The 22,605-nt window shown below is 60.7% G+C and carries 21 protein-coding genes; 7 read left to right on the top strand and 14 right to left on the bottom strand.

The window, feature by feature from the left end; translation table 11 throughout:
* Positions 1 to 30: 30 nt before the first annotated feature.
* Entirely contained in the window at positions 31 to 651 is a 621-nt protein-coding gene (locus ACA059_RS14340; protein WP_008149783.1) for a TetR/AcrR family transcriptional regulator, read from the bottom strand.
* Between the two features lie 140 nt (positions 652 to 791).
* On the opposite strand from ACA059_RS14340, the gene copC reads away from it, so the two are divergent.
* From copC to ACA059_RS14310, 6 genes are all read left to right on the top strand, one after another.
* Positions 792 to 1,157, top strand: coding sequence for a copper homeostasis periplasmic binding protein CopC (gene copC, locus ACA059_RS14335; RefSeq protein ID WP_497634432.1), 366 nt, complete (start codon positions 792 to 794; stop codon positions 1,155 to 1,157).
* A gap of 3 nt (positions 1,158 to 1,160) precedes the next feature.
* Complete coding sequence (gene copD, locus ACA059_RS14330; RefSeq protein WP_497634431.1) at positions 1,161 to 2,021, top strand: copper homeostasis membrane protein CopD; 861 nt, start codon at positions 1,161 to 1,163, stop codon at positions 2,019 to 2,021.
* Positions 2,022 to 2,251: 230 nt separating this feature from the next.
* Positions 2,252 to 3,550, top strand: a complete 1,299-nt coding sequence (locus tag ACA059_RS14325) for an OprD family porin (RefSeq protein WP_497634430.1) — start codon at positions 2,252 to 2,254, stop codon at positions 3,548 to 3,550.
* 290 nt (positions 3,551 to 3,840) lie between these two features.
* Positions 3,841 to 4,665: an NAD-dependent epimerase/dehydratase family protein gene (locus ACA059_RS14320; protein WP_497634429.1), complete on the top strand. Its 825-nt coding sequence runs from the start codon at positions 3,841 to 3,843 to the stop codon at positions 4,663 to 4,665.
* 53 nt (positions 4,666 to 4,718) lie between these two features.
* The gene (locus tag ACA059_RS14315) at positions 4,719 to 5,609 is read left to right on the top strand and encodes an SMP-30/gluconolactonase/LRE family protein (protein WP_497634428.1); all 891 of its coding nucleotides are present in this window, start codon (positions 4,719 to 4,721) and stop codon (positions 5,607 to 5,609) included.
* Between the two features lie 135 nt (positions 5,610 to 5,744).
* Positions 5,745 to 6,614, top strand: coding sequence for an aldose 1-epimerase (locus ACA059_RS14310; protein WP_497634427.1), 870 nt, complete (start codon positions 5,745 to 5,747; stop codon positions 6,612 to 6,614).
* Here ACA059_RS14310 and ACA059_RS14305 read toward each other — a convergent pair.
* The 13 genes from ACA059_RS14305 to pedF all read right to left on the bottom strand — a co-directional run bounded on the left by ACA059_RS14305 (position 6,599) and on the right by pedF (position 20,222).
* Positions 6,599 to 8,326 carry a hybrid sensor histidine kinase/response regulator gene (locus ACA059_RS14305; protein WP_497634426.1) on the bottom strand — a complete coding sequence of 576 codons (1,728 nt, stop codon included), beginning with the start codon at positions 8,324 to 8,326 and terminating at the stop codon, positions 6,599 to 6,601. The genes ACA059_RS14310 and ACA059_RS14305 overlap by 16 nt on opposite strands.
* Positions 8,310 to 9,473: an alcohol dehydrogenase-like regulatory protein ErcA gene (gene ercA, locus ACA059_RS14300; RefSeq protein ID WP_283184275.1), complete on the bottom strand. Its 1,164-nt coding sequence runs from the start codon at positions 9,471 to 9,473 to the stop codon at positions 8,310 to 8,312. The genes ACA059_RS14305 and ercA overlap by 17 nt, the downstream gene beginning before the upstream one ends.
* A gap of 233 nt (positions 9,474 to 9,706) precedes the next feature.
* The gene (pqqE, locus tag ACA059_RS14295; protein WP_497634425.1) at positions 9,707 to 10,849 is read right to left on the bottom strand and encodes a pyrroloquinoline quinone biosynthesis protein PqqE; all 1,143 of its coding nucleotides are present in this window, start codon (positions 10,847 to 10,849) and stop codon (positions 9,707 to 9,709) included.
* Positions 10,827 to 11,099, bottom strand: coding sequence for a pyrroloquinoline quinone biosynthesis peptide chaperone PqqD (pqqD, locus tag ACA059_RS14290; RefSeq protein WP_497634424.1), 273 nt, complete (start codon positions 11,097 to 11,099; stop codon positions 10,827 to 10,829). Before pqqD ends, pqqE begins: the two co-directional genes overlap by 23 nt.
* Positions 11,096 to 11,848: a pyrroloquinoline-quinone synthase PqqC gene (pqqC, locus tag ACA059_RS14285; protein ID WP_497634423.1), complete on the bottom strand. Its 753-nt coding sequence runs from the start codon at positions 11,846 to 11,848 to the stop codon at positions 11,096 to 11,098. Before pqqC ends, pqqD begins: the two co-directional genes overlap by 4 nt.
* A 155-nt stretch (positions 11,849 to 12,003) precedes the next feature.
* Positions 12,004 to 12,918 carry a pyrroloquinoline quinone biosynthesis protein PqqB gene (gene pqqB / locus ACA059_RS14280; RefSeq protein ID WP_497634422.1) on the bottom strand — a complete coding sequence of 305 codons (915 nt, stop codon included), beginning with the start codon at positions 12,916 to 12,918 and terminating at the stop codon, positions 12,004 to 12,006.
* A gap of 55 nt (positions 12,919 to 12,973) precedes the next feature.
* Positions 12,974 to 13,045, bottom strand: a complete 72-nt coding sequence (gene pqqA / locus ACA059_RS14275) for a pyrroloquinoline quinone precursor peptide PqqA (RefSeq protein ID WP_003253598.1) — start codon at positions 13,043 to 13,045, stop codon at positions 12,974 to 12,976.
* A 292-nt stretch (positions 13,046 to 13,337) separates the two neighbouring features.
* Complete coding sequence (gene exaC / locus ACA059_RS14270) at positions 13,338 to 14,858, bottom strand: acetaldehyde dehydrogenase ExaC (protein WP_095128184.1); 1,521 nt, start codon at positions 14,856 to 14,858, stop codon at positions 13,338 to 13,340.
* Between the two features lie 263 nt (positions 14,859 to 15,121).
* Complete coding sequence (locus ACA059_RS14265; RefSeq protein ID WP_497634421.1) at positions 15,122 to 16,897, bottom strand: PQQ-dependent methanol/ethanol family dehydrogenase; 1,776 nt, start codon at positions 16,895 to 16,897, stop codon at positions 15,122 to 15,124.
* 268 nt (positions 16,898 to 17,165) lie between these two features.
* The gene (locus ACA059_RS14260; RefSeq protein ID WP_497634420.1) at positions 17,166 to 18,104 is read right to left on the bottom strand and encodes a quinoprotein relay system zinc metallohydrolase 1; all 939 of its coding nucleotides are present in this window, start codon (positions 18,102 to 18,104) and stop codon (positions 17,166 to 17,168) included.
* 16 nt (positions 18,105 to 18,120) lie between these two features.
* Positions 18,121 to 18,882 carry a quinoprotein dehydrogenase-associated SoxYZ-like carrier gene (locus ACA059_RS14255; protein ID WP_497634419.1) on the bottom strand — a complete coding sequence of 254 codons (762 nt, stop codon included), beginning with the start codon at positions 18,880 to 18,882 and terminating at the stop codon, positions 18,121 to 18,123.
* Positions 18,882 to 19,757, bottom strand: coding sequence for a substrate-binding periplasmic protein (locus ACA059_RS14250; RefSeq protein WP_497634418.1), 876 nt, complete (start codon positions 19,755 to 19,757; stop codon positions 18,882 to 18,884). The genes ACA059_RS14255 and ACA059_RS14250 overlap by 1 nt, the downstream gene beginning before the upstream one ends.
* 3 nt (positions 19,758 to 19,760) lie before the next feature.
* Positions 19,761 to 20,222, bottom strand: coding sequence for a cytochrome c-550 PedF (gene pedF, locus ACA059_RS14245; RefSeq protein WP_497634417.1), 462 nt, complete (start codon positions 20,220 to 20,222; stop codon positions 19,761 to 19,763).
* Positions 20,223 to 20,476: 254 nt separating this feature from the next.
* Between pedF and exaA the strand changes: the two genes are divergently transcribed.
* On the top strand, positions 20,477 to 22,369 hold the full coding sequence (gene exaA, locus ACA059_RS14240; RefSeq protein WP_497634416.1) for a quinoprotein ethanol dehydrogenase: 1,893 nt from the start codon (positions 20,477 to 20,479) through the stop codon (positions 22,367 to 22,369).
* Positions 22,370 to 22,605: the final 236 nt, after the last annotated feature.

Below are 22,605 nucleotides of genomic sequence, written 5' to 3'. Positions count from 1 at the left end.
TCGAGTGAAACGAGGCTGCGATCTCTTGATTCACGGCTCCAACCCAATCCCCCGCAAGATCACACTCGTCACCGTCTGCACCGCCCGCTCAAATTGCATGTCCGACAACGGCTGGTGGTCATTCAGAATATTCACCTGATGATCAAAGTCGGCGTAGTGCTGGGTCGACGCCCAGATCATGTACAGCAGGCTCGAAGGTTCCACCGGCAGGATGCGTTTGTCGTCCACCCACTGGCGAATTTTCGCTTCTTTCATCTTGGCCCAGTCGTACAGACTGACGTCCAGCTTCTCACCCAGGGTCGGCGCGCCGTGGATGATTTCGTTGGCCCAGACTTTGGAGCCGTAAGGCCGGCTGCGGGAGTGGTTCATCTTGGCGCGGATGTAGCTGCTGAGCACCACGCGCGGGTCGTCGAACATCTCGAAGCACAGGGCATCCTGTTTCCACACTTCCAGCAAACCCAACAGCACCGCGCTGTACAGCTCACTCTTGGTGCTGAAGTAGTAATGCAGGTTGGAACGCGGCAGTTGCACTTCAGCGGCGATGTCGGCCATGGCGGTGCCGCCGAAACCTTTTTCGGCGAAAACCTTTTCGGCCCCCAACAGAATTTTCTCGACGTTACTGCGGCGAATCTCGATCTTGTGATTGCCCATGAGGGCTCCCTGACAACAGCGTTGGTCAAGACTAGCATCCGCTCTACCTCGCGGCGACAAGGGAAAACGAAACTTCGTACACCCAGCGTCTCGCAGGTAAACTGACCGCCTCTTCGAACCCGCCTCAGAGGAATTCCACGATGCTGCTCAAGAAAACCCTGACCACTGCCGCCCTGCTCGGCTCGCTGTTCGCCGCTTCGTCGGTGTTTGCCCACGCCCATCTGAAAAGCCAGACCCCGGCCGCCGACAGCACGGTGAGCGCGCCGTCGGAACTGCGCCTGATTTTTTCCGAAGGCGTTGAAGCAACCTTTTCCAAGGTCACGATCAGCAAGGACGGCGTCCCCGTACCGGTGAAAAGCCTCGCCACCGAAGGCAGCGACAAGAAAACCTTGATCGTCACCCCGGCCGCACCGTTGGCAGCGGGTGCCTACAAAGTCGAATGGCACGCGGTGTCGGTCGATACCCACAAAAGCGAAGGCGCTTATAGCTTCAAGGTTGGCCAGTAATTCATGACGAGCGCGATGGTGCTGTGCCGCTTTCTGCATTTCACCGTTGTACTGATGCTGTTCGGGGCCTGGGTGTTCAGGCCTCTGCTGATCAATGGCGACGCTGGACATCTGGATCAGCGACTGACGAAGACAAGCCGCTGGCTGGCGGCGGTGGCGTTGGTCACTGGCGTTAGCTGGTTGCTGCTGATCACCGCCAGCATGGCCGGTTCGTGGGACGCGGCATTCGATCCGTCGACCCTGCAACTGGTGCTGGGCAAGACGTTTTTCGGGCAGGTCTGGCGCTGGCACTTGCTGCTCAATGCGTTGTTGGTAGTGCTGCTGATGACGCCCTTGCGTGCAAACCTGCCCCTGCGAATCGGCCTCGCCAGCCTGCTGCTGGCCACCCTCGCCCCGGTCGGCCACGGGGCCATGCTCGACGGCCTCAACGGCCAATTGCTGATCCTCAATCAAATCATTCACCTGACCTGCGTCGGCGCCTGGCTCGGCGGCTTGATGTTGTTGGTGATGATCCTGCGGCAGCCGACAGAGCATTCCATCAAAGCGACTTTGCAACGCTTCAGCGGCGTTGGTTACGTATTGGTGGCGGGGTTGGTGATGACCGGTTTGATCAACGTGCGGGTACTCACCGGGCAGTTCTGGCCGACGCCGCTGCTGTCCGGGTTTGCGCTGATTCTGTTGATCAAGGTTGTGCTGGTCGCCGCGATGCTGGGTCTGGCGTTGTTCAATCGGCTGCGGATCAACGACTGCGAGCAGCGTCCGACTGCTCTGAAAAGCAGCGTCATCTTCGAATGGTTGCTGGGAATGGGAGCGGTGGCTGCCGTTTCTTTACTCGGCACGATGCCGCCGATGATCACCGGCTAAAACGCCAATCCCGAAAGCGGTGTGTCAGTCAGCCAATGTGTTGAATGTGACGCCGCCTTCGCGAGCAAGCCCGCTCCCACAGGAGTTCTGCGACATACTACAAAATCGCGACAAGTCATCGTACAACTTCTGATTGACATTCCCCGTAACACTTGCAAATAATCCGCCCCGATGTTGTACGACGACGTATAACAAAAAATAAAAACAACAAGAAACACGGGAGCGTCACTGTGAGCAAGCTCGTCCGCAATTCCTCCGTCTGCACCCCTCGCCCAACCTTCGCACTCCGTCATACCCTGAGCCTGATCGGTTGCAGCAGCCTGGCCCTCGCCCTGCCCATGACCAGTCATGCCGAAAGTTTCGTCGATGACGCCAAAGCCACGCTGAACTTGCGCAACTTCTACATCAACCGCAACTTCACGAACCCGGCCTACCCGCAGGGCAAGGCTGAAGAGTGGACGCAAAGCTTCATCCTCGACGCCAAATCCGGATTCACCCAGGGCCCCGTCGGTTTCGGCATGGATGTGCTGGGCCTGTACTCGGAAAAGCTCGACGGTGGCAAAGGCACGGGCGGCACCTCGTTGCTGCCGATTCATGACGACGGCCGCCCTGCCGACAATTTCGGGCGCCTGGGTGTGGCGCTGAAAGGGAAAGTCTCGAAAACCGAATTGAAGGTCGGCGAATGGATGCCGGTGTTGCCGATCCTGCGCTCCGACGACGGCCGCTCGCTGCCGCAAACCTTCCGCGGTGGTCAGGTGACGTCCACCGAGATCAGTGGCCTGACGCTCTACGGCGGCCAGTTCCGCGCCAACAGCCCGCGCAACGATGCGAGCATGGAAGACATGTTCATGAACGGCAAATCGGCTGCCTTCACCTCGGACCGTTTCAACTTTGGCGGCGGTGAATATGCGTTCAACGAGAAGCGCACCCAGGTCGGTGTCTGGTACGCGCAACTCAGCGACATCTATCAGCAGCAGTATTTCAACCTGAGCCACAGCCAGCCCATCGGCGACTGGACCCTTGGCGCCAACCTTGGCTACTTCATCGGCAAGGAAGACGGCAGCGCACTCGCCGGCGACCTCGACAACAAAACCGCGTTCGCCATGCTCTCGGCCAAATACGGCGGCAGCACCTTCTTTGTCGGCCTGCAAAAACTCACCGGCGACGATGTCTGGATGCGGGTCAACGGCACCAGCGGCGGCACCCTGGCCAACGACAGCTACAACTCCAGCTACGACAACGCCAAGGAAAGATCCTGGCAGCTGCGCCACGACTACAATTTTGTGGCGCTCGGCATTCCCGGCCTGACGATGATGAACCGCTACATCAGCGGCGATAACGTGCACACAGGCACCATCACCGACGGCAAGGAATGGGGCCGCGAGTCAGAACTGGCTTACACCGTGCAGAGCGGCGCGCTGAAGAACCTCAACGTCAAATGGCGTAACGCGTCGATCCGCAAGGACTTCAGCACCAACGAATTCGACGAAAACCGCATTATCATCAACTACCCGATCTCGTTGCTTTAATGCGAACAACTTTTGCAAGCTGACACAAACACTGTGGCGAGGGGGTTTACCCCCGTTGGGCTGTGCAGCAGCCCCAGAATCTGATTCCATTCCACACGACTGCTACGCAGCCGAACGGGGGTAAACCCCCTCGCCACAGGTTAGTGCGTGCATGAGGTAAGGGATGACCCTCCGTCAATTTCAACCGATGACGCGTTGACAACGACCTGAGACCCTAACGATACTTCGACCTAGTCGTACGACAACCTACAACAAATTCAATAACAATGACTGCTTGTTCAGGGACTTCCATGACCATCACTACTCAAGCCCGCGCTCCTTTCAATCGTCTCCTCCTGACCGGTGCCGCCGGTGGCCTCGGCAAAGTCCTGCGCGAAAGCCTGCGGCCCTACGCCAATGTGATTCGCCTGTCGGACATCGCCGACCTCGCCCCGGCCATCGATGACCGTGAAGAAGTCGTGCCTTGCGACCTGGCAGACAAGCAAGCAGTCCATCAGTTGGTTGAAGGCGTGGACGCGATTCTGCACTTTGGTGGCGTGTCGACGGAGCACTCGTTCGAAGAGATCCTCGGCGCCAACATCTGCGGCGTGTTCCACATCTACGAAGCCGCTCGCCGCCATGGTGTGAAGCGGGTGATTTTCGCCAGTTCCAACCACGTGATTGGCTTCTATAAGCAGGATGAAGTCATCGACGCCCACTCCCCTCGCCGCCCGGACAGCTACTACGGCTTGTCCAAGTCCTACGGCGAAGACATGGCCAGTTTCTACTTCGATCGCTACGGCATCGAGACCGTCAGCGTGCGCATCGGCTCCTCGTTCGCGGAACCGCTGAACCGCCGAATGATGAGCACCTGGTTGAGCTTCGGCGACCTGACTCAATTGCTCGAATGCGCGCTGTACGCCCCCAATGTCGGCCACACCGTGGTCTACGGCATGTCCGACAACAAGAACGTCTGGTGGGACAACCGTTTCGCCACCTCCCTGGGTTATGAACCTCAGGACAGCTCCGAAGTGTTCCGGGAAAAAGTCGAAGCCCAACCGATGCCGGCCGCTGATGACCCGGCACGGGTCTATCAAGGTGGTGCATTTGTCGCGTCCGGCCCGTTCGGCGACTGAACCCGCGTACCTCACTTGATCCCAACAACAAAAACCCGAGGGAATGAGTTGTCATGCAAGCCGAATTGATCGTCGATGCCCGTAACGCGGTCGGGGAATGCCCGGTCTGGGTCCCCGAGGAAAACGCCCTGTATTGGGTGGATATTCCTGCCGGTGGACTCCAGCGCTGGAGCGCCGAAACCGGCCATGTCCATGCCTGGACGGCGCCGGAAATGCTCGCCTGCATTGCACGTCACAGCAACGGCGGCTGGGTTGCCGGGATGGAAAGCGGGTTCTTTCATCTGCACCCGCATAACGATGGCAGCCTCGACAGCAACCTCCTGGCGCCGGTCGAACACGCGCGCACCGATATGCGCCTGAACGATGGTCGCTGCGATCGTCAGGGGCGTTTCTGGGCCGGCAGCATGGTGCTCAACATGGGCGCCAACGCTGCCGAAGGCACGCTGTATCGCTACAGCGCCGAGCAACGCGGGCCACTCGAGGCGCAACTCAGCGGGTTTATCGTGCCCAACGGTTTGGGTTTCAGCCCCGATGGGCGAACGATGTACTTGTCTGACTCTCATCCTCTGGTCCAGCAAGTCTGGGCGTTTGATTACGACACCGACAGCGGCACGCCGTCCAACCGGCGGCTGTTCGTCGACATGCATCAGTTCCCTGGTCGTCCCGACGGCGCAGCGGTCGATGCTGAAGGCTGCTACTGGATCTGCGCCAATGACGCCGGGCTGATTCACCGTTTCACGCCCGACGGCCGACTGGACCGTTCCCTCGCCGTACCGGTAAAAAAACCGAGCATGTGCGCTTTCGGTGGCAGTCGCCTGGACACCCTGTTCGTGACCTCGATCCGCCCCGGCGACGACTATGACGAACAGTCACTGGCCGGCGGTGTGTTCGCCCTCAATCCCGGGGTGAAAGGTTTGCCGGAGCCGTTGTTCAAGGGTTTTTGATCGCCTTCGCATCAGGTGTTGTGCCCCCTTAAAAGATCGCAGCCTTCGGCAGCTCCTACAGGGCGTACGCCGTCCGAATGTAGGAGCTGCCGAAGGCTGCGATCTTTTCAACCTTTCAACGCAAGACGAAAATCCATGACACTCCTCGAACTCGAAGACGAACTGACCCACCTCACCCTCGCCCCGCAACTCGGTGGCAGCATCGTCAACTGGAGCGTGCGCGGCACGGGTCTGCCGCTGTTGCGCCACAGCGATGCCCACGCGCTGAACACCGGTCTGCCCGGCAAGCTCGGCTGCTTTCCCTTGGCACCGTGGTCAAACCGCATTGCCGAAGGCGGCTTTGAATGCCCCGAGGGCTGGCTGGCCCTGACACCCAACAGCCTCACCGATCCCCTGCCGATTCACGGCAGCGCCTGGCAACAGCCGTGGCAGGTGGTTTCGCAGACGCGCGATGAAGTCGTCCTGCAACTCGACAGCACCACGCCTTTCGCCTATCGCGCCCGGCAACGATTCCATCTGAGCGAAGGCAAGCTGAGCATTGATCTTAAGGTCACCCATCTGGCCCAAAGCCCTGCCTGGCATGGGCTCGGTTTGCATCCCTACTTTCCGCGTACCACGGGCACCCAGTTGCAGGCGCAAGCCCGGCACGTCTGGTTGTGTGACGGGACAAAACTGCCGACACACCTCAGTGCATTGCCAGCCGAATGGGATTTCCAGTCGCTCAAGGCGCTGCCCGACACATTGGTCGACAACGGCTTCTGCGAATGGGACGGCCACTGCCTGATCCGCCAGCCAGCGTTGGGCTATGAGCTGGAATGCCGGGCCACCGGCAGCGACTACTTCCTGCTCTACTGCCCGGTGGGCCTGGATTTTTTCTGTATCGAACCAGTGAGCCACCCGGTCAACGCGCATCACCTGCCCGGTCGACCGGGGTTGCGTTTGCTTGAGCAAGGCGAGTCAGCCGAGCTCGGTTTCAGCCTGCACTATCGCTACCCCAGCAACTGACTCAACACCGCGCGCAACTTGCCGGGTTTCACCGGTTTGTTCAGCAGCGGTGCGTCGAGTCGCTGCAATGAGCGCCGACATTGATCCGTGCGGTCTGCAGTGATGATGACCGCCGGAATCACCTGGTGGTAATGCTCGCGCAAATGCCTGACCACATCACAGCCCACCACCCCGTGATCGAGGTGGTAGTCCGCCAGAATCAGTTCCGGTGGTCGCCCCTCCAGGGCTGCCAGTGCGGAGAATTCATCAGTGGCCGTGACCACCTCGCAGCCCCACTGCCCGAGCAGCGCGCTCATGCTTTCGAGGATGCTCACTTCGTTGTCCAGCACCAGCAAACGCCGGCCCGGCAATGGATTGCCGGCGCCGGGTTGTGGTGCCGCCAGGCTGATCGGCAACGGAACCTCATGGGAAATCGGCACGTCGATGCTGAACATCGAACCGCGCCCCGGTATCGAATGAACCCCGACCTTATAGCCGAGGATCTTGGCGATGCGCTCAACGATGGCCAGCCCCAGGCCCACACCCTTGCGGTCGGCGGCGCGGCCGACGTCCAGTTGGTTGAACTCGAGGAAGATCGAATCCAGTCGGTCCGCCGCGATCCCGCGCCCGGTGTCCCAGACTTCCAGGCGCAGCATTTCACCCCGGCGTCTGGCACCCAGCAGGATGCTGCCCTCGTCGGTGTAGCGGCAGGCGTTGCTGAGGAAGTTGCGCAGAATCCGCGTCATCAGGCGCAAGTCGGTGCTGATGGCGTAATCGCCCATGTGCACCCGCAGGTTCAACCCTTCAGCTTGGGCCACTGACTGGAACTCCGACACCAGCGGCGCGAGCAATTCGTCGAGGCGGTACAGCGCAATGTCCGGTTTGACCGCCGCCTGATCGAGCCGTGAAATATCCAGCAAATCGGTGAGCAAATCCTCCGCCCCTTCCAGCGCCTGATGCGTACGCTCAACCAGCACCTGTTCGACGTCGGGCAGCTTGCGTTCGCGCAGTGTCGAGATCAGCAAACGCGCGGCATTGAGCGGTTGCAGCAGGTCATGACTGGCGGCTGCTAGGTATTTGTCCTTGCTGCGATTGGCGGCCTCGGCGGCGTCTCGGGCATCGCGCAAGGCTTGGGCGATCTGTTTACGCTGGGTGATCTGCTGTTGCAGGTTGCGGTTGGCATCCAGCAGCTCGTCGGTGCGCGCGTTGACCCGCTGCTCCAGTTCGTCGTTGAGTTGCTGCAGGCGCTGCTGGGCGAGTTTGCGTTCGGTGATGTCGGCGACAAACCCTTCCACCAGCCCTTCCTGATCGGGCTTGAGCAACAGGTTCATCAGCACGTCGAGGCTGCTGCCGTCCTTGCGCCGCAATTGGGTTTCATAGCCGTGCAGGCTGCCCTGGTGCCTGAGGATTTCGCCGATATTCTCCAGCTCCTGTGCACCACCGATAAACAGGTTGCTCGCCAGATCCGCCAAGGAAAACAGCACCTCCTGGGGACTGTCGTAACCGAGCATCCGCGCCAGTGCCGGGTTGGCGGCACGCATGCCTTCCAGGAGGCTGGCCTGAAAGATCCCGTGGACCGCGTTTTCGAACAGCCATTTATAGCGATTGCGCTCGGCTTCCAGCTCGTCGAGGCGCGCGGCCAGTTCCGGGTAATGACTCTTGCGCGCCGAGTGGCGGCCTAATCCCAGTAACCCCGCCAGTGCCCGTTGCTGTTCGTCAGAGGGCTTCGCCATAGACGACCTCGACATCACGCTGACTGGACTCGCGCGGGTTGGTCAGGATGCACGGGTCGTGCATGGCGTGTTGCGACAGGAACGGAATGTCCGCAGTGCTGACCCCGTGCAATCCGAGGGTTTCGTGGAAGCCGATGGCGTGTTTCAGAGCGATCAGATGTTCGACCAGACGCCCGCAAATCTGCCGGTGATTGAGGCCCCGGCAATCGATGCCAAAGGTCTCGGCGATCACCTTGAAGCGCTCGGGCGCCGAGCTGTAGTTGAACGCCACCACGTGTTCCACCAGCACCGCGTTGCACAGCCCATGAGGCAAGTCGAGAAAGCCACCGAGGCTGTGAGACATGGCATGCACCGCGCCAAGGATCGCGTTGGAGAACGCCAGACCGGCCTGCATGCTGCCGAGCATGATTTTCTCGCGCAGGGCGATGTCGTTCGGGTTGGCGATCATCTGCACCAGGTTGCCGTTGATCAGGCGCATCGCCTCCAGCGCATGGGGGTCGGTCAACGGTCCGTGACCGGTGGAAACAAACGCTTCGATGGCATGCACCAACGCATCGATGCCGGTACAGGCCGACAGGAACGGGTCCATGCTCAACGTGGTTTCCGGGTCGATCAGGGACACGTCCGGGACCACCGCCTTACTGACGATGGAAAACTTCATGCGTTCTTGCTGGTTGGAAATGATCACGAACTGCGAGACATCGGCCGAGGTCCCGGCGGTGGTCGGAATCAGGATCAGCGGCGGGCTCGGGACACGGATGGTGTCCACGCCTTCGAATTCAAGGATGCTGCGCCCATGGGCGACGACAATGCCGATGCCTTTGCCGCAATCCATCGGGCTACCGCCACCGACGGCAACGATTACATCGCAATGATTTTCCCGGTACAGATCGGCGCCGAGCATCACTTCTTCGACCCGAGGATTGGGCGAGACCGCGCTGTACAGGAAGTACTCGATGCCCTGGGCTTGCAGACTGGCCTCGACATCGGCGACCCAACCGGCAGCAATCACCCCGGGATCGCTGACCAGCAGCACCTTGCGGGCACCAAAGGTTTTGGCGCAATTGCCGACGTTGTGCCGGCAGCCGGCACCAAAGATGATTTCAGGCGAAACGAATTTACGCAGCTGGCTGAGACTCTGGCTCATTGGAAAGCCTGTTTTTATTGTTTTGGAAGGTAACGTCCACACTAAAGCATCCGGCTGTGAATGCAATCAGACCAATGGGTAGCAGGCTGGTGTACTCAGACTCTGAACTCACCGGAGATCCCCTGTGGGAGCGGGCTTGCTCGCGAAGGTGGCATTACATTCAACATTGATGTCGACTGACCCACCGCTTTCGCGAGCAAGCCCGCTCCCACAGGGGATTTGTGTCGCCCGATTTATCCGCGATAGATCAATCGCGAAGCCTTCTCGTTACGCAACGTCAGGTGTTCCATGCCTAGCCCCGGTGCGTCGGCTTCCTCGCGAGCCTTGAGAATCACACCGTGGTGCGGGGATTTGCTGCACACCGGGTCCGCGTTGGCGGCGTCGCCGGTCAGCATGAATGTCTGGCAGCGGCAGCCGCCCAGATCCTTGTGCTTTTCATCGCAGGAGCGGCACGGCTCTTTCATCCAGTCATCGCCACGAAAGCGATTGAAACCGAAAGAATCAGTCCAGATGTGCTCGATACTGTGCTCGCGCACATTGGGAAACTGCACCGGCAACTGTCGAGCGCTGTGGCAAGGCAACGCGGTGCCGTCGGGGGTGATGTCGAGAAACAGATTGGCCCAGCCGTTCATGCAGGTCTTGGGGCGTTCTTCGTAGTAATCCGGGGTGACGAAGATCAGCTTGCACGGGTGGCCCTGCGCTTCAAGACGCTCGCGATACTCGTTGGTGATGCGCTCGGCACGCTGCAATTGTTCGCGCGTGGGTAACAGGCCGACGCGGTTGAGCTCGGCCCAGCCGTAGAACTGGCACGTCGCCAATTCGACGAAATCTGCTTCCAGCTCCAGGCACAAGTCGATGATCTGCGCGATCTGGTCGATGTTGTGCCGATGGGTGACGAAGTTCAGCACCATCGGGTAGCCCTGGGCCTTCACCGCACGGGCCATCGCGAGTTTCTGGGCGAAGGCCTTGCGCGAACCGGCGAGCATGTTGTTCACCGCTTCGTCGGCGGCCTGGAAGCTGATCTGGATATGGTCCAGCCCCGCGACCTTGAAATCGCGCACTTTCTGCTCGGTCAGGCCGATGCCCGAGGTGATCAGGTTGGTGTAGTAACCCATGTCCCGGGCGGCCTTGATCAGTTCGGCCAGGTCCGGGCGAACCAACGGTTCACCGCCGGAAAAACCCAGCTGCGCGGCGCCCATCTCCCGGGCTTCGCGGAACACCCGGATCCATTCTTCGGTGCTCAACTCTTCGCCTGATTGGGCAAAGTCCAGCGGGTTGGAGCAATACGGGCATTGCAGCGGGCAACGATAGGTCAACTCCGCCAACAGCCACAGCGGTGGCCCCGGGCGCGAGTCACTCGATCCAGAATTGAGCATGGGCCACCTCCAGAAACGCCAGCACATCTTCGTCGATCCCCGGTACGCCGGGGAAACTCGTGGACAGCAGTTCAATGATCGCCGCGACGCTGCGCCGGCCGTCCACCAGATCGAGGATCTGCCCGGCACTGTCGTTAAGTTTGATCATGCCTTCGGGGTACAGCAGCACGTGACAGTCCTGACGGGGTTCCCATTGCAGGCGAAAACCCCGGCGCAGCGACGGTGATTGCTCGCGGTTGAACGGGCTCACAGGGCGATCCCCCGGTGCCAGACGTTCTCGGTTGTGACGGTGTGATACGGCGGGCGCTCCAGCTCGTAGGCCATGCTCATGGCGTCAAGCATGCTCCACAGCACGTCGAGCTTGAACTGGAGGATTTCCAGCATGCGTTGCTGGCCTTCGACCGTGACGTAGTGCGCCAGGGTGATGCGCAAGCCATGCTCGACATCCCGTCGTGCCTGACTCAGGCGAGTACGGAAATAGTCGTAACCTCCGGCGTCGATCCACGGGTAATGGGCCGGCCAGGCATCGAGCCGGGATTGGTGGATCTGTGGCGCAAACAGCTCGGTCAGCGAACTGCTGGCGGCTTCCTGCCAACAGGCGCGACGGGCGAAATTGACGTAGGCGTCCACGGCGAAACGGACACCGGGCAGCACCAATTCCTGCGAGAGGATTTGCTCGCGATCCAGCCCCACCGCTTCGCCCAGACGCAGCCAGGCTTCGATCCCGCCTTCGCTGCCGGGTGCCCCGTCGTGATCGAGTATCCGTTGCAGCCATTCCCGGCGCACGTCGCGGTCCGGGCAGTTGGCGAGAATCGCGGCGTCCTTCAGGGGGATGTTGACCTGGTAGTAGAAGCGATTGGCGACCCAGCCTTGAATCTGCTCGCGGGTTGCGCGCCCGGCATACATGGCTTGGTGGAATGGATGGTGGATGTGGTAGTAGGCGCCTTTGGCGCGCAGGGCCGCTTCGAATTCGGTGGGGGTCATTGCAGTGTTGGTCATTGCGGTTCTCCGGGGAATAACCGTTCGATTCTGCGGTGTCTAGTCTGGCCCCTTCGCGAGCAGGCTCGCTCCCACATTGGGATTGTGGTGTACACAAAATCTGTGTTCACACCGATCAACTGTGGGAGCGAGCCTGCTCGCGAAGGGGGCATCCGCTACAACTCAATACTCATGCCGTCATAGGCCACTTCAATCCCGCGCCGCTCCAGCAACGCCCGCTCGGCCGAGTCTTCATCGAGGATCGGGTTGGTGTTGTTGATGTGGATCAGCACCTTGCGCTGGCGGGTGAAGCCTTCAAGGATCTCGAGCAGGCCGCCAGGGCCGCTTTGCGACAGGTGACCCATTTCACTGCCCAGGTTCTGGCCGACTTCGCAGACTCGCATCTCGTCGTCGCGCCACAAGGTGCCGTCCAGCAACAGGCAATCGGCACGCTGCATCCAGCTCAGAACCTCGTCGTCGACCTGTCCCAGGCCCGGCGCGTAGAACAGCGAAGCGCCGCTGCGGCGGTCTTCGATAAACAAGCCGATGGTGTCGCCCGGCTGCGGATTGCCGCGATTGGGCGAGTACGGCGGTGCGTTGCTGACCAAGGGGATCGCGCGAAATCGCAGGTGCGCGCAAGCCGGGATGCTGAAGGGCTCGCGGTCGAGCCCGACCGGTTGCCACTGCAACCCGCCGTTCCAGTGTTTGAGCATGGTGAACAACGGGAAACCACTGCTCAGGTCTTCATGAACCCGTTCGGTGCACCAGACCGAATGCGGGCAACCTTCGCGAAGGCTCAACAGGCCGGTGCAATGGTCGATCTGGCTGTCCAGCAGGACGACGCCGGCAATCGCGGTATCACGTACCCGGCGCGCCGGTTGCAGCGGCACGAAACTCTCGAGTTGCGCGCGAATGTCCGGTGAAGCATTGCACAGCACCCAATCCACACCGTTGTCGCTCAGGGCAATCGAGGACTGGGTGCGCCGTTGGGCCCGCAGGCTGCCATTGCGCATCGCAGCGCACTGGCGGCAGTTGCAATTCCATTGCGGAAAACCACCGCCAGCGGCGGATCCGAGAACGCGAATGTGCATGGGCAATGCTCCAGAAGGCAGGCCCGGCCAACGCATCGGCTGGCCGGGTGAACAATCAGCGGTTGGCGAAATACATCGTCACTTCGAAGCCAATGCGCAGATCGGTAAACGCGGGTTTAGTCCACATGGGTCAATCCTCTTCTTGTGCCGGACGATTCCGGTAAAGCCATTAATGCACGGGGCGCCAGGCACCCGAATGCTACTTTCGAACGAGGTGGCGGCGTGCATTGGTAGGGGGTGTCGCCAGATTTTCAGCACACCCAAAACCAATGTGGGAGCGAGCCTTTGTGGCGAGGGGGCTTGCCCCCGTTGGGTCGCGGAGCGGCCCCAAAAAATGGGACAGCTGCGCAGTCCAACGGGGGCAAGCCCCCTCGCCACAAAGGCTCGCTCCCACAGGTTCTTCCGTGTGCTTGCGGAGGTTAGAAGAACCCCATCGGATTGATGTCGTAGCTCACCAGCAGGTTTTTGGTCTGCTGATAGTGGTCGAGCATCATCTTGTGGTTTTCACGGCCGACACCGGATTTCTTGTAGCCACCGAACGCGGCGTGTGCCGGGTACAGGTGATAGCAGTTGGTCCAGACACGCCCGGCCTTGATCGCCCGACCCATGCGGTAGGCGCGGTTGATGTCGCGGGTCCACAGCCCGGCGCCGAGGCCGAACTCGCTGTCGTTGGCAATCGCCAGGGCTTCGGCTTCGTCCTTGAAGGTGGTGATACCCACCACCGGGCCGAAGATTTCTTCCTGGAACACGCGCATTTTGTTGTGGCCCTTGAGCAGGGTCGGCTGGATGTAATAACCCGTCGACAAGTCGCCTTCAAGACGCTCGGCCGCGCCGCCGGTGAGCAACTCGGCGCCCTCTTCCTGGGCAATTTTCAGGTACGAGAGGATCTTGTCGTATTGCTGCTCGGACGCCTGGGCGCCGACCATGGTTTCGGTGTCCAGCGGGTTGCCGCGCTTGATTTTGACGATCTTCTTCATCACCACTTTCATGAAGTCGTCGTAGATCGACTCCTGCACCAGCGCTCGCGATGGACAGGTGCAGACTTCGCCCTGGTTGAAGAACGCCAGCACCAAACCTTCGGCGGCCTTCTCGATGAACTGCGGCTCGGCTTGCATGATGTCTTCGAAAAAAATGTTCGGCGACTTGCCGCCCAGTTCAACGGTGCTTGGAATGATGTTCTCGGCCGCGCATTTCATGATGTGCGCGCCAATCGGGGTGGAACCGGTGAAGGCGATCTTGGCGATGCGCTTGCTGGTGGCCAGCGCCTCACCGGCTTCGCGACCGAAACCCTGAACGATGTTCAGCACGCCGGGTGGCAGCAAATCGGCGATCAGCTCAGCGAAGACCATGATCGACAGCGGCGTCTGCTCGGCGGGTTTGAGTACCACGCAGTTGCCGGCAGCGAGGGCCGGGGCGAGTTTCCAGGCGGCCATCAGCAGCGGGAAGTTCCACGGAATGATCTGTCCGACCACGCCCAATGGCTCGTGGAAGTGATAGGCGGTGGTCAGTTCGTTGATCTCGGCAGCACCGCCCTCTTGAGCGCGGATGCAACCAGCGAAGTAACGGAAATGGTCGGCGGCCAGCGGCACGTCGGCGTTGAGGGTTTCGCGCACGGCTTTGCCGTTGTCCCAGGTTTCGGTGACGGCGAGGATTTCCAGGTTCTGCTCGATGCGGTCGGCGATTTTCAGCAGCACCAGCGAGCGGTCCTGCGCCGAGGTCTTGCCCCAGGCGTCAGCCGCGGCATGCGCTGCGTCGAGGGCTTTTTCGATGTCAGCGGCGCTGGAACGAGGGAATTCGGCGATGACTTCACCGGTGACCGGCGAAGAGTTGGTGAAGTACTCACCATTGACCGGGGCGACGAACTCGCCGCCGATGAAATTGCCGTAGCGCGGTTTAAACGTAACGACGGCGCCAGGTGTACCAGGTTGTGCGTAGATCATGGTGGGCCTCTGTCTGGGTCGATGCCTGTCGGGTAAACAGGCGATGAACCAATAGTAGAGAGCCCTGCGCGTCAGACGAATGCGCCGTTGGCAGGAGGACTCTCGTTATTTGGTAGTAGATTTGCCCACATCTACCTGTGGCAAATCTCCCTGTGGGAGCGGGCCTGCTCGCGATGGGGCCAGTACATTCAACAATGATGTTAACTGTCAGACCGCTATCGCGAGCAGGCTCACTCCCACAGGGTTATGCGGTGGATTTTGAGTTAATGCTTGGCGACCAGCTCTTTCGGCAGCTTGAACGTCCAGAGCATGCCGCCCTGGTTGAAGTCCTTGATGCGCTTGGCCACTTCGCCACCCCACAGCGGAACAGCACCGCCCCAACCGGAGAGGACCGAGACGTACTGTTCGCCGTCCATTTCCCAGGTCACAGGCGAGCCGAGTACACCGGAGCCGGTCTGGAATTCCCAAACTTTCTCGCCGGTCTTGGCATTGAACGCCTGCAGGAAACCTTCCGGCGTACCGGTGAACACCAGGTTGCCCTTGGTGGTCAGCACGCCGCCCCACAGCGGCGCGTAGTTCTTGTGGCGCCACACTTCCTTGCCGGTTTTCGGGTCGATGGCACGCAACACGCCGATGTAGTCTTCATTCAATGGCTTGATGGTGAAACCGGCACCCAGGAACGCCGCGCCTTTCTTGTAGGCGATGCCTTCGTTCCAGATGTCCATGCCCCATTCGTTAGACGGCACATAGAACAGTCCGGTGTCCTTGTTGTAGGCCATCGGCATCCAGTTTTTCGCGCCGAGGAACGCTGGGGCTACGAACACCGAACTGCCTTTGGCTTCGGTGCCTGGCGCGCCTGGGCGGCTGGCGTCGTTGTAGATCGGCCGGCCCTCTTTATCCAGGCCGGTGGCCCAGGTGATTTTGTCCACGAACGGGAAGCCGCGAATGAACTTGCCGTTGGTGCGATCCAGCACGTAGAAAAAGCCGTTACGGTCAGCGGTCGCGGCGGCTTTGATCTCTTTGCCACCTTCGGTGTAGTTGAACGAGACCAGCTCGTTTACGCCGTCATAGTCCCAGCCGTCGTGAGGCGTGCTCTGGAAGTGCCATTTGATGGTGCCGTCGTCCGGATTGAGCGCCAGGCGCGAAGACGAATAGAGGTTGTCGCCAGGACGCAGGTGCGAGTTCCACGGCGCCGGGTTGCCGGTGCCGAACAGCAGCAGATTGGTTTCCGGATCGTAGTAACCGCCAAGCCAAGGGGCGGCGCCGCCGGTTTTCCAGAGATCGCCGGGCCAGGTCTTGCCGGCTTCACCGCCGGAGATGCCGTTCTCTACCGCTTTGCCGTCCTTGTAGACGAAGCCCATGTGGCCTTCAACGGTGGGACGGGTCCACAACAAGTTACCGTTTTTCGGGTCGTAGGCTTCGATTTTGCCAACCACCCCGAACTCGCCGCCGGCGACACCGGTGATCAGTTTGCCGTTGATCACCAACGGCGCGGCACTGATGGAATAACCTTCCTTGTGGTCAGCGACTTTCTTGCTCCAGACGACCTTGCCGGTGTCTTTGTTCAAGGCCACAAGCTTGGCATCGAGGGTGCCGAAAAACACCAGGTCGCCGTACAGCGCGACACCACGGTTGATCACGTCGCAGCACGGACGGATGTCATCGGGCAGGCGCGCATCGTATTGCCAGAGCTTCTTGCCGGTACGTGCATCCACCGCAAACACTCGCGAGTAGGAACCGGTCATGTACATCACACCGTCCTTGATCATCGGCTGCGCTTGCTGACCGCGTTGTTTTTCACCCCCGAAGGAGAATGCCCAGACCGGCCGCAAGTCCTTCACGTTGTTGACGTTGAGCGTATCCAGCGGACTGTAGCGTTGACCCTGGACGCCCAGACCGTTGGTGACGATCTGCTCCGGGTTCTTGGGGTCCTGGAGGATGTCTTGGTCAGTGACGCCGGCCAATGCCGAGCCAGACAACAGCATGGCACTGAGCAGCACACTCAAGACGAAGGGTTGGCGACGTGCGGGTTGGGTCATGACGGCTACCTCTGCAGTTTTTGTTATACCCGGGAAATTTTCCCGGTCTGGTGCAGATTCTTGGGCGCCGCCGCCCTTGGAACAATTGCCCGCAGTGCTGAGATTGCTAGTTCCTTAGTACCGGGTCGGATGAGGTGACCACCGAATTCGTTGATCGCCACTGCCCCCTGTGGGAGCGAGCTTGCTCGCGATGGCGGTGGGTCAGGTGACATATGTTGAATGTGAGGGCCTCATCGCGAGCAAGCTCGCTCCCACAGGGGATCTGTGCTCATCTTCCCGCGGCGGAATCGACGCGGGTCATTTGTGCGCGCTCGTAACGCGGATACAGATGGCTGACGCTGCGGATCAACTCGTAACGACTCAGAGTGATCCCGGCGAAACGCTCAGGCATGGGACTGCGGATCATCTCGGCCATATCACTTCCATTGGCGGCGCCATCGCGCATCAACTGGTCGAGCCAGGTCAGGTAGTCACGCATTTGCTCGAAGGGCAGTTGATCACTGGCCACCGGCCCATGGCCGGGGACGATCAGCGTCCACGGCAAGCCTTGAAGGGTCGCAATGTCCGCCAGCCACACCGCCAGCCCCGGACTGTTGGGCGTGGTCAGCGCCCGTTGGTAAAACACCAGATCCCCGGCAAACAACACGCCGGTTTTCTGGTCGAGAATAGCCAGATCCGCGCCAGTGTGACCACCCAGGCCCAGCAGACGTAGATCGTGATCCCCAAAACTTCGCACGCCGGGCGTCAGCGCCTCGGTCGGCAACACCACTTCAGTGCCGCGCATCCAGTCACCCACCAGTCGATACATGTTCTCGGCCATCGCATCGCCCTGCTGATGCAACAGCTCGGTGGTACCGGCCAACGCACCAATCGGCACGTCACTAAAGGCCTGGTTGCCGAGCACATGATCAGGATGATGATGGGTCAGCAGCACCTCGATCACCGGTTTGTCGGTGATCGAGGCAATCGCCTTGCGCATCGCTTCGCCGTAGCGTTTCGAGGGCCCGGTGTCGATCACCACCACACCCTGCTCGGTGACGATGAACGCGGTGTTGACGATGTTGCCGCCATTGGCCTTGGCAAAATTGTCGGTGCTGCCTTCCAGCAGCCAGGTGTCCTCGGCGATCTGTCGGGGCTTGATTGAGTATTCGAGGTCGGCCAGGGCCGGCAGGCTCAGGCTTATCAACAACAGCAGCATCCAGCGCATCACGCGCTCCTTTGGGTCAGGGTATGGCCGCATCGAATTGATTGCCGCTGTTGTCGCGCAGCATCAGGCGCGTCTGCCCTGCCCCTTCGATGTCGAAGGTCAGGTTGGGGTTTTCGCTGACGGCGGGAAACAGCTCCAGACGGGCCAGCAGCTGATCGTTCTGATCCCGCAGTTCGGCATGGTTGATGAAGAATTCCGGAATGCCGCTGACCATGCCGTTGTCCATCGGGTGCGCCACCTGCAAGCGCACGCGGCTGAATTCGCCACGGGGATAACGACCGCCCAGCACTTCGCCGATGTGGTCTTCCCAGCCCGGCTGAGTGCGCGCCACACTCGGCGCCGTGCAACCACCGCCGGCCGCATCGATCAGGGTCGAGCCGACATGCCAGACCCCATCGCGGGTCAGTACCGCCGCGCGCAACGGCGTGGCCTGTTCGATACGGATGCGGATCGACAGCCACGGCAGCACGCGGTCCAACGGCTGGAAATCGACAATTTTTGGCAAGGGGTTGAGTTCGGCCCAGGCGAGGATTTTCACCACTTCGCCCTTGAACGCTCGCGCATCGATTTCCAGCGGCACCTGCCGGGCGTCTTCGGCAAACGGCGGCGCCAGCAGTTTGACCCGCTCGTCGAACACGAACGGCGCATCGCCGAGCATTTGCTTGTGATAGAAGGCCCACATCACCGAGGGCACCGGGTCTTTGCCCGGGTCGATGTCCACGGCGTGCGCGGCGATGGGTAACCAACAGGCCAACAGACAACCCGCTCGCCAGTTCACTATTGATACATCTCGGGCACGTCATAGCGCAGACCGTAATGGCCATAAATCGTTTTGACCGAACCCTCGCGGATCAAGGTTTCCAATGCCTCTTCCACGGCATAGGCCAGTTGACGGTTGCTTTCGTGCACCGCCATGCCGATCTCCCACAGCTGCTTGCCCATGTTCGGGTAGGCGTTTTCCGCCAGCGCCACTTGCGGATCAGCCGCTTCATGCACTTGCCAGTCGATTTCGCCGCGCATGGCCATGACCGCATCGACTTCACCGGCCTTCATGGCGGCAAATGCCTGGGGTACGCCGGGATAGTGATGGGTTTTGCCGGCAAGCATGCCGTTGAATACCGAGGTCAGGTAGAACGACGGCACGCTGTCGACTTCGACGCCGATCGGGTGATGCTCGAACACGGCGACGCTACCGACCTTGTCCAGCCGACGGCGGTCATAGGCGACCTGCCATTGTTCGTTCTGGTATGGCCCGAACATCACCACATGGCCGTTTTCCAGCTCACCCAGTTCATTGCGTTTCTGCGCGTAATCGCGGTCGTACGGCACGCGCATCATCAGGTCGGCCAGTTGCAGATCGTGCAACTGACTGGCACGCCAGATGTAATCGCGCAGGTCGTCATCGAGCTTCTCGCCGGCGGGCGCCCACATCAACGTCAGGCGCACGCCGAGGGCCTTGGCCAATGCCTCGGCGAGTTCGACATCAACGCCACGGGCCTGGCCGGCGTCTTCAAAACTGTAGGGGGCGAAGTCCTTGTAGACCGCCACTTTCAGCTCCCCGGCGGCGATCATTTCGTCATAGGTACGGACCTGCGCCTGCACGGCCTGGCAGCAGAGCAACACAGCGCTGATCAACACAGTGAGCAGGCGCATGGGTTACTCCTCGACGTGAACGCTGTCCAGATAGGTGCGTACCGCCCACAAGGCTTCCTGGCTCAGGTAGTCGGCCATCTTCGGCATATAGACCCGGCCGTCACGCACGGCACCGTGGCGCACGCGTTCGACGAACCATTCATCTCCGGCATCAGCGACATCGAGCATGCGCAAATCGGGGGCGATGCCGCCGGATTTGGCTTCCAGGCCATGGCAGGCCGCGCAGTTCTGGTTGTAGGCCGAAGAGCCGATTTCCACCGCTTTATCGTGTTGCGGCGAGGTGCGATAGGGGTTCACCGCCGCCCAGCCATCGGCATCCACCGGCACGCCGGCGTCCTTGATTGGGGTCAGGCCCGGGGTTTCCACCGCTTGCGGCACCACGTTGCCATGGGCCCAGACAGAACCTGCACTGATAAAGCCGGCCAGCAGACCGGCAACGAGTAAGGCGTTGCGTTTTGTTGTCATTGTTATGCCCTCTTGATTGCACGCAAAACCTCTTGGCAGAGGCTATGGCACCCATCTTAGGAAGGGCTTCGCGCAAGCCCCATGCTGCTTTGGTGGCCGCCGTCTAGTTCCTTGGTAGTAGGGCTTGTGGCGCACACCTAAATCAGGTGCCGTACGGGAAGTATTCCCGGCAACAGCGGGACTTTTTCCGTATCCGCCAACCCGCCGGGCGCACCACTCTGTGCAGGCCAAAACCTCCACTGGGAACTGCAACCATGACAATAAGATCGCTACCCGCCCTTTCCCCTCTGTCTATCGCCGTGCAGGCTTTTCTGCTGGTGGGCAGCCTGTCCCTGAGTGCTGTCAGCTACGGCGCGACGGCACCGACCACTCCCACCCGCAACGTCAGTTGGGAAGATATAGCCAACGATCACCTGACCACCAAGGACGTGCTGCAATACGGCATGGGCACGAACGCGCAACGCTGGAGCCCGTTGGCCCAGGTCAACGACAAAAACGTATTCAAGCTGACCCCGGCCTGGTCCTACTCGTTCGGCGATGAAAAGCAGCGTGGCCAGGAATCCCAGGCCATCGTCAGCGACGGCGTGGTGTACGTCACCGGTTCCTATTCGCGGGTCTTTGCCCTGGACGCCAAGACCGGCAAGCGCCTGTGGACCTACAACCATCGCCTGCCGGACAACATTCGTCCGTGCTGCGACGTGGTCAATCGCGGTGCTGCGATCTTTGGCGACAAAATCTACTTCGGCACCCTCGATGCGCGGCTGATCGCCCTCGACAAGAACACCGGCAAAGTGGTCTGGAACAAGAAGTTCGGCGACCACGCCGCCGGCTACACCATGACCGGCGCCCCGGTGCTGATCAAAGACAAGACAACCGGCAAGGTGCTGCTGATTCACGGCAGCTCCGGTGATGAGTTTGGCGTGGTCGGACAGCTCTTCGCCCGCGATCCGGACACCGGTGAAGAAGTCTGGATGCGTCCTTTCGTCGAGGGCCACATGGGCCGCTTGAACGGCAAGGACAGCACCACGACCGGTGACGTCAAGGCGCCGTCCTGGCCGGATGATCCGACCACCGAAACCGGCAAGGTCGAAGCCTGGAGTCACGGCGGCGGCGCGCCTTGGCAGAGCGCCAGTTTCGATCCAGAAACCAACACCATCATCGTCGGCGCCGGCAATCCCGGCCCGTGGAATACCTGGGCCCGCACTTCCAAGGACGGCAATCCTCACGATTACAACAGCCTCTACACCTCGGGCCAGGTCGGCGTCGATCCGAGCACTGGCGAGGTGAAATGGTTCTACCAGCACACCCCGAACGATGCCTGGGATTTCTCCGGCAACAACGAGCTGGTGCTGTTCGACTACAAGGACAAGGACGGCAAAACGATCAAGGCCACCGGCCACGCGGACCGTAACGGGTTCTTCTACGTGGTCGATCGCAACAACGGCAAATTGCAGAACGCGTTTCCGTTCGTGGACAACATCAGCTGGGCCAGCCACATCGACCTCAAGACCGGCAAACCAGTGGAAAATCCGGGTCAGCGTCCGGCCAAACCGTTGCCGGGTGAGACCAAGGGCAAGTCAGTGGAAGTCTCGCCTCCGTTCCTCGGCGGCAAAAACTGGAACCCGATGGCCTACAGCCAGGACACCGGGTTGTTCTACATTCCGGGCAACCAGTGGAAGGAGGAATACTGGACCGAAGAGGTCAACTACAAGAAAGGCTCGGCCTATCTGGGCATGGGTTTCCGCATCAAGCGCATGTACGACGATCACGTCGGCACCCTGCGCGCCATGAACCCGACCACCGGCAAAGTGGTCTGGGAGCACAAAGAAGCACTGCCACTCTGGGCCGGCGTGCTGGCAACCAAGGGCAACCTGGTGTTCACCGGTACTGGCGACGGTTTCTTCAAGGCCTTCGACGCGAAAACTGGCGAGGAGCTGTGGAAGTTCCAGACCGGCAGCGGCATCGTCTCGCCGCCGATCACCTGGGAACAGGATGGCGAGCAGTACGTCGGCGTGACCGTCGGTTATGGCGGCGCGGTGCCGTTGTGGGGCGGCGACATGGCCGAGCTGACCAAACCGGTGGCTCAGGGCGGATCGTTCTGGGTGTTCAAGATCCCGAGCTGGGATAACAAGACTGCGCAGAAGTAATCCGCCTTACCTCCTGTTGTGAGTGGGTTCCTGGGGTGATGGGGCTTTTGTGGCGAGGGGGTTTACCCCCGTTGGGTCGCGAAGCGGCCCCCTGCATTTTCCAGGGATACCGAGTTGCCTGGATTAACGACTGCTTCGCAGCCGAACGGGGGTAAACCCCCTCGCCACAAAAGCCTCCTCGCCACAGGAACCCACTAGCCACAGATTTTGTGTGTATCCAGCCGCCCTCCACACTC

The sequence above is a fragment of the Pseudomonas sp. LBUM1647 genome (assembly GCF_059716175.1).
Note: the sequence above shows the minus strand (reverse complement) of the source record. Positions and strands in the feature narration are given on the sequence as shown.

Coding starts and splice junctions, on each gene's coding strand:
- ACA059_RS14340 (WP_008149783.1), bottom strand. CDS start 651: ATGGGCAATCACAAGATCGAGATTCGCCGCAGTAACGTCGAGAAAATT.
- copC (WP_497634432.1), top strand. CDS start 792: ATGCTGCTCAAGAAAACCCTGACCACTGCCGCCCTGCTCGGCTCGCTG.
- copD (WP_497634431.1), top strand. CDS start 1,161: ATGACGAGCGCGATGGTGCTGTGCCGCTTTCTGCATTTCACCGTTGTA.
- ACA059_RS14320 (WP_497634429.1), top strand. CDS start 3,841: ATGACCATCACTACTCAAGCCCGCGCTCCTTTCAATCGTCTCCTCCTG.
- ACA059_RS14315 (WP_497634428.1), top strand. CDS start 4,719: ATGCAAGCCGAATTGATCGTCGATGCCCGTAACGCGGTCGGGGAATGC.
- ACA059_RS14310 (WP_497634427.1), top strand. CDS start 5,745: ATGACACTCCTCGAACTCGAAGACGAACTGACCCACCTCACCCTCGCC.
- ACA059_RS14305 (WP_497634426.1), bottom strand. CDS start 8,326: ATGGCGAAGCCCTCTGACGAACAGCAACGGGCACTGGCGGGGTTACTG.
- ercA (WP_283184275.1), bottom strand. CDS start 9,473: ATGAGCCAGAGTCTCAGCCAGCTGCGTAAATTCGTTTCGCCTGAAATC.
- pqqE (WP_497634425.1), bottom strand. CDS start 10,849: ATGCTCAATTCTGGATCGAGTGACTCGCGCCCGGGGCCACCGCTGTGG.
- pqqC (WP_497634423.1), bottom strand. CDS start 11,848: ATGACCAACACTGCAATGACCCCCACCGAATTCGAAGCGGCCCTGCGC.
- pqqB (WP_497634422.1), bottom strand. CDS start 12,918: ATGCACATTCGCGTTCTCGGATCCGCCGCTGGCGGTGGTTTTCCGCAA.
- exaC (WP_095128184.1), bottom strand. CDS start 14,858: ATGATCTACGCACAACCTGGTACACCTGGCGCCGTCGTTACGTTTAAA.
- ACA059_RS14265 (WP_497634421.1), bottom strand. CDS start 16,897: ATGACCCAACCCGCACGTCGCCAACCCTTCGTCTTGAGTGTGCTGCTC.
- ACA059_RS14260 (WP_497634420.1), bottom strand. CDS start 18,104: ATGCGCTGGATGCTGCTGTTGTTGATAAGCCTGAGCCTGCCGGCCCTG.
- ACA059_RS14250 (WP_497634418.1), bottom strand. CDS start 19,757: ATGCGCCTGCTCACTGTGTTGATCAGCGCTGTGTTGCTCTGCTGCCAG.
- pedF (WP_497634417.1), bottom strand. CDS start 20,222: ATGACAACAAAACGCAACGCCTTACTCGTTGCCGGTCTGCTGGCCGGC.
- exaA (WP_497634416.1), top strand. CDS start 20,477: ATGACAATAAGATCGCTACCCGCCCTTTCCCCTCTGTCTATCGCCGTG.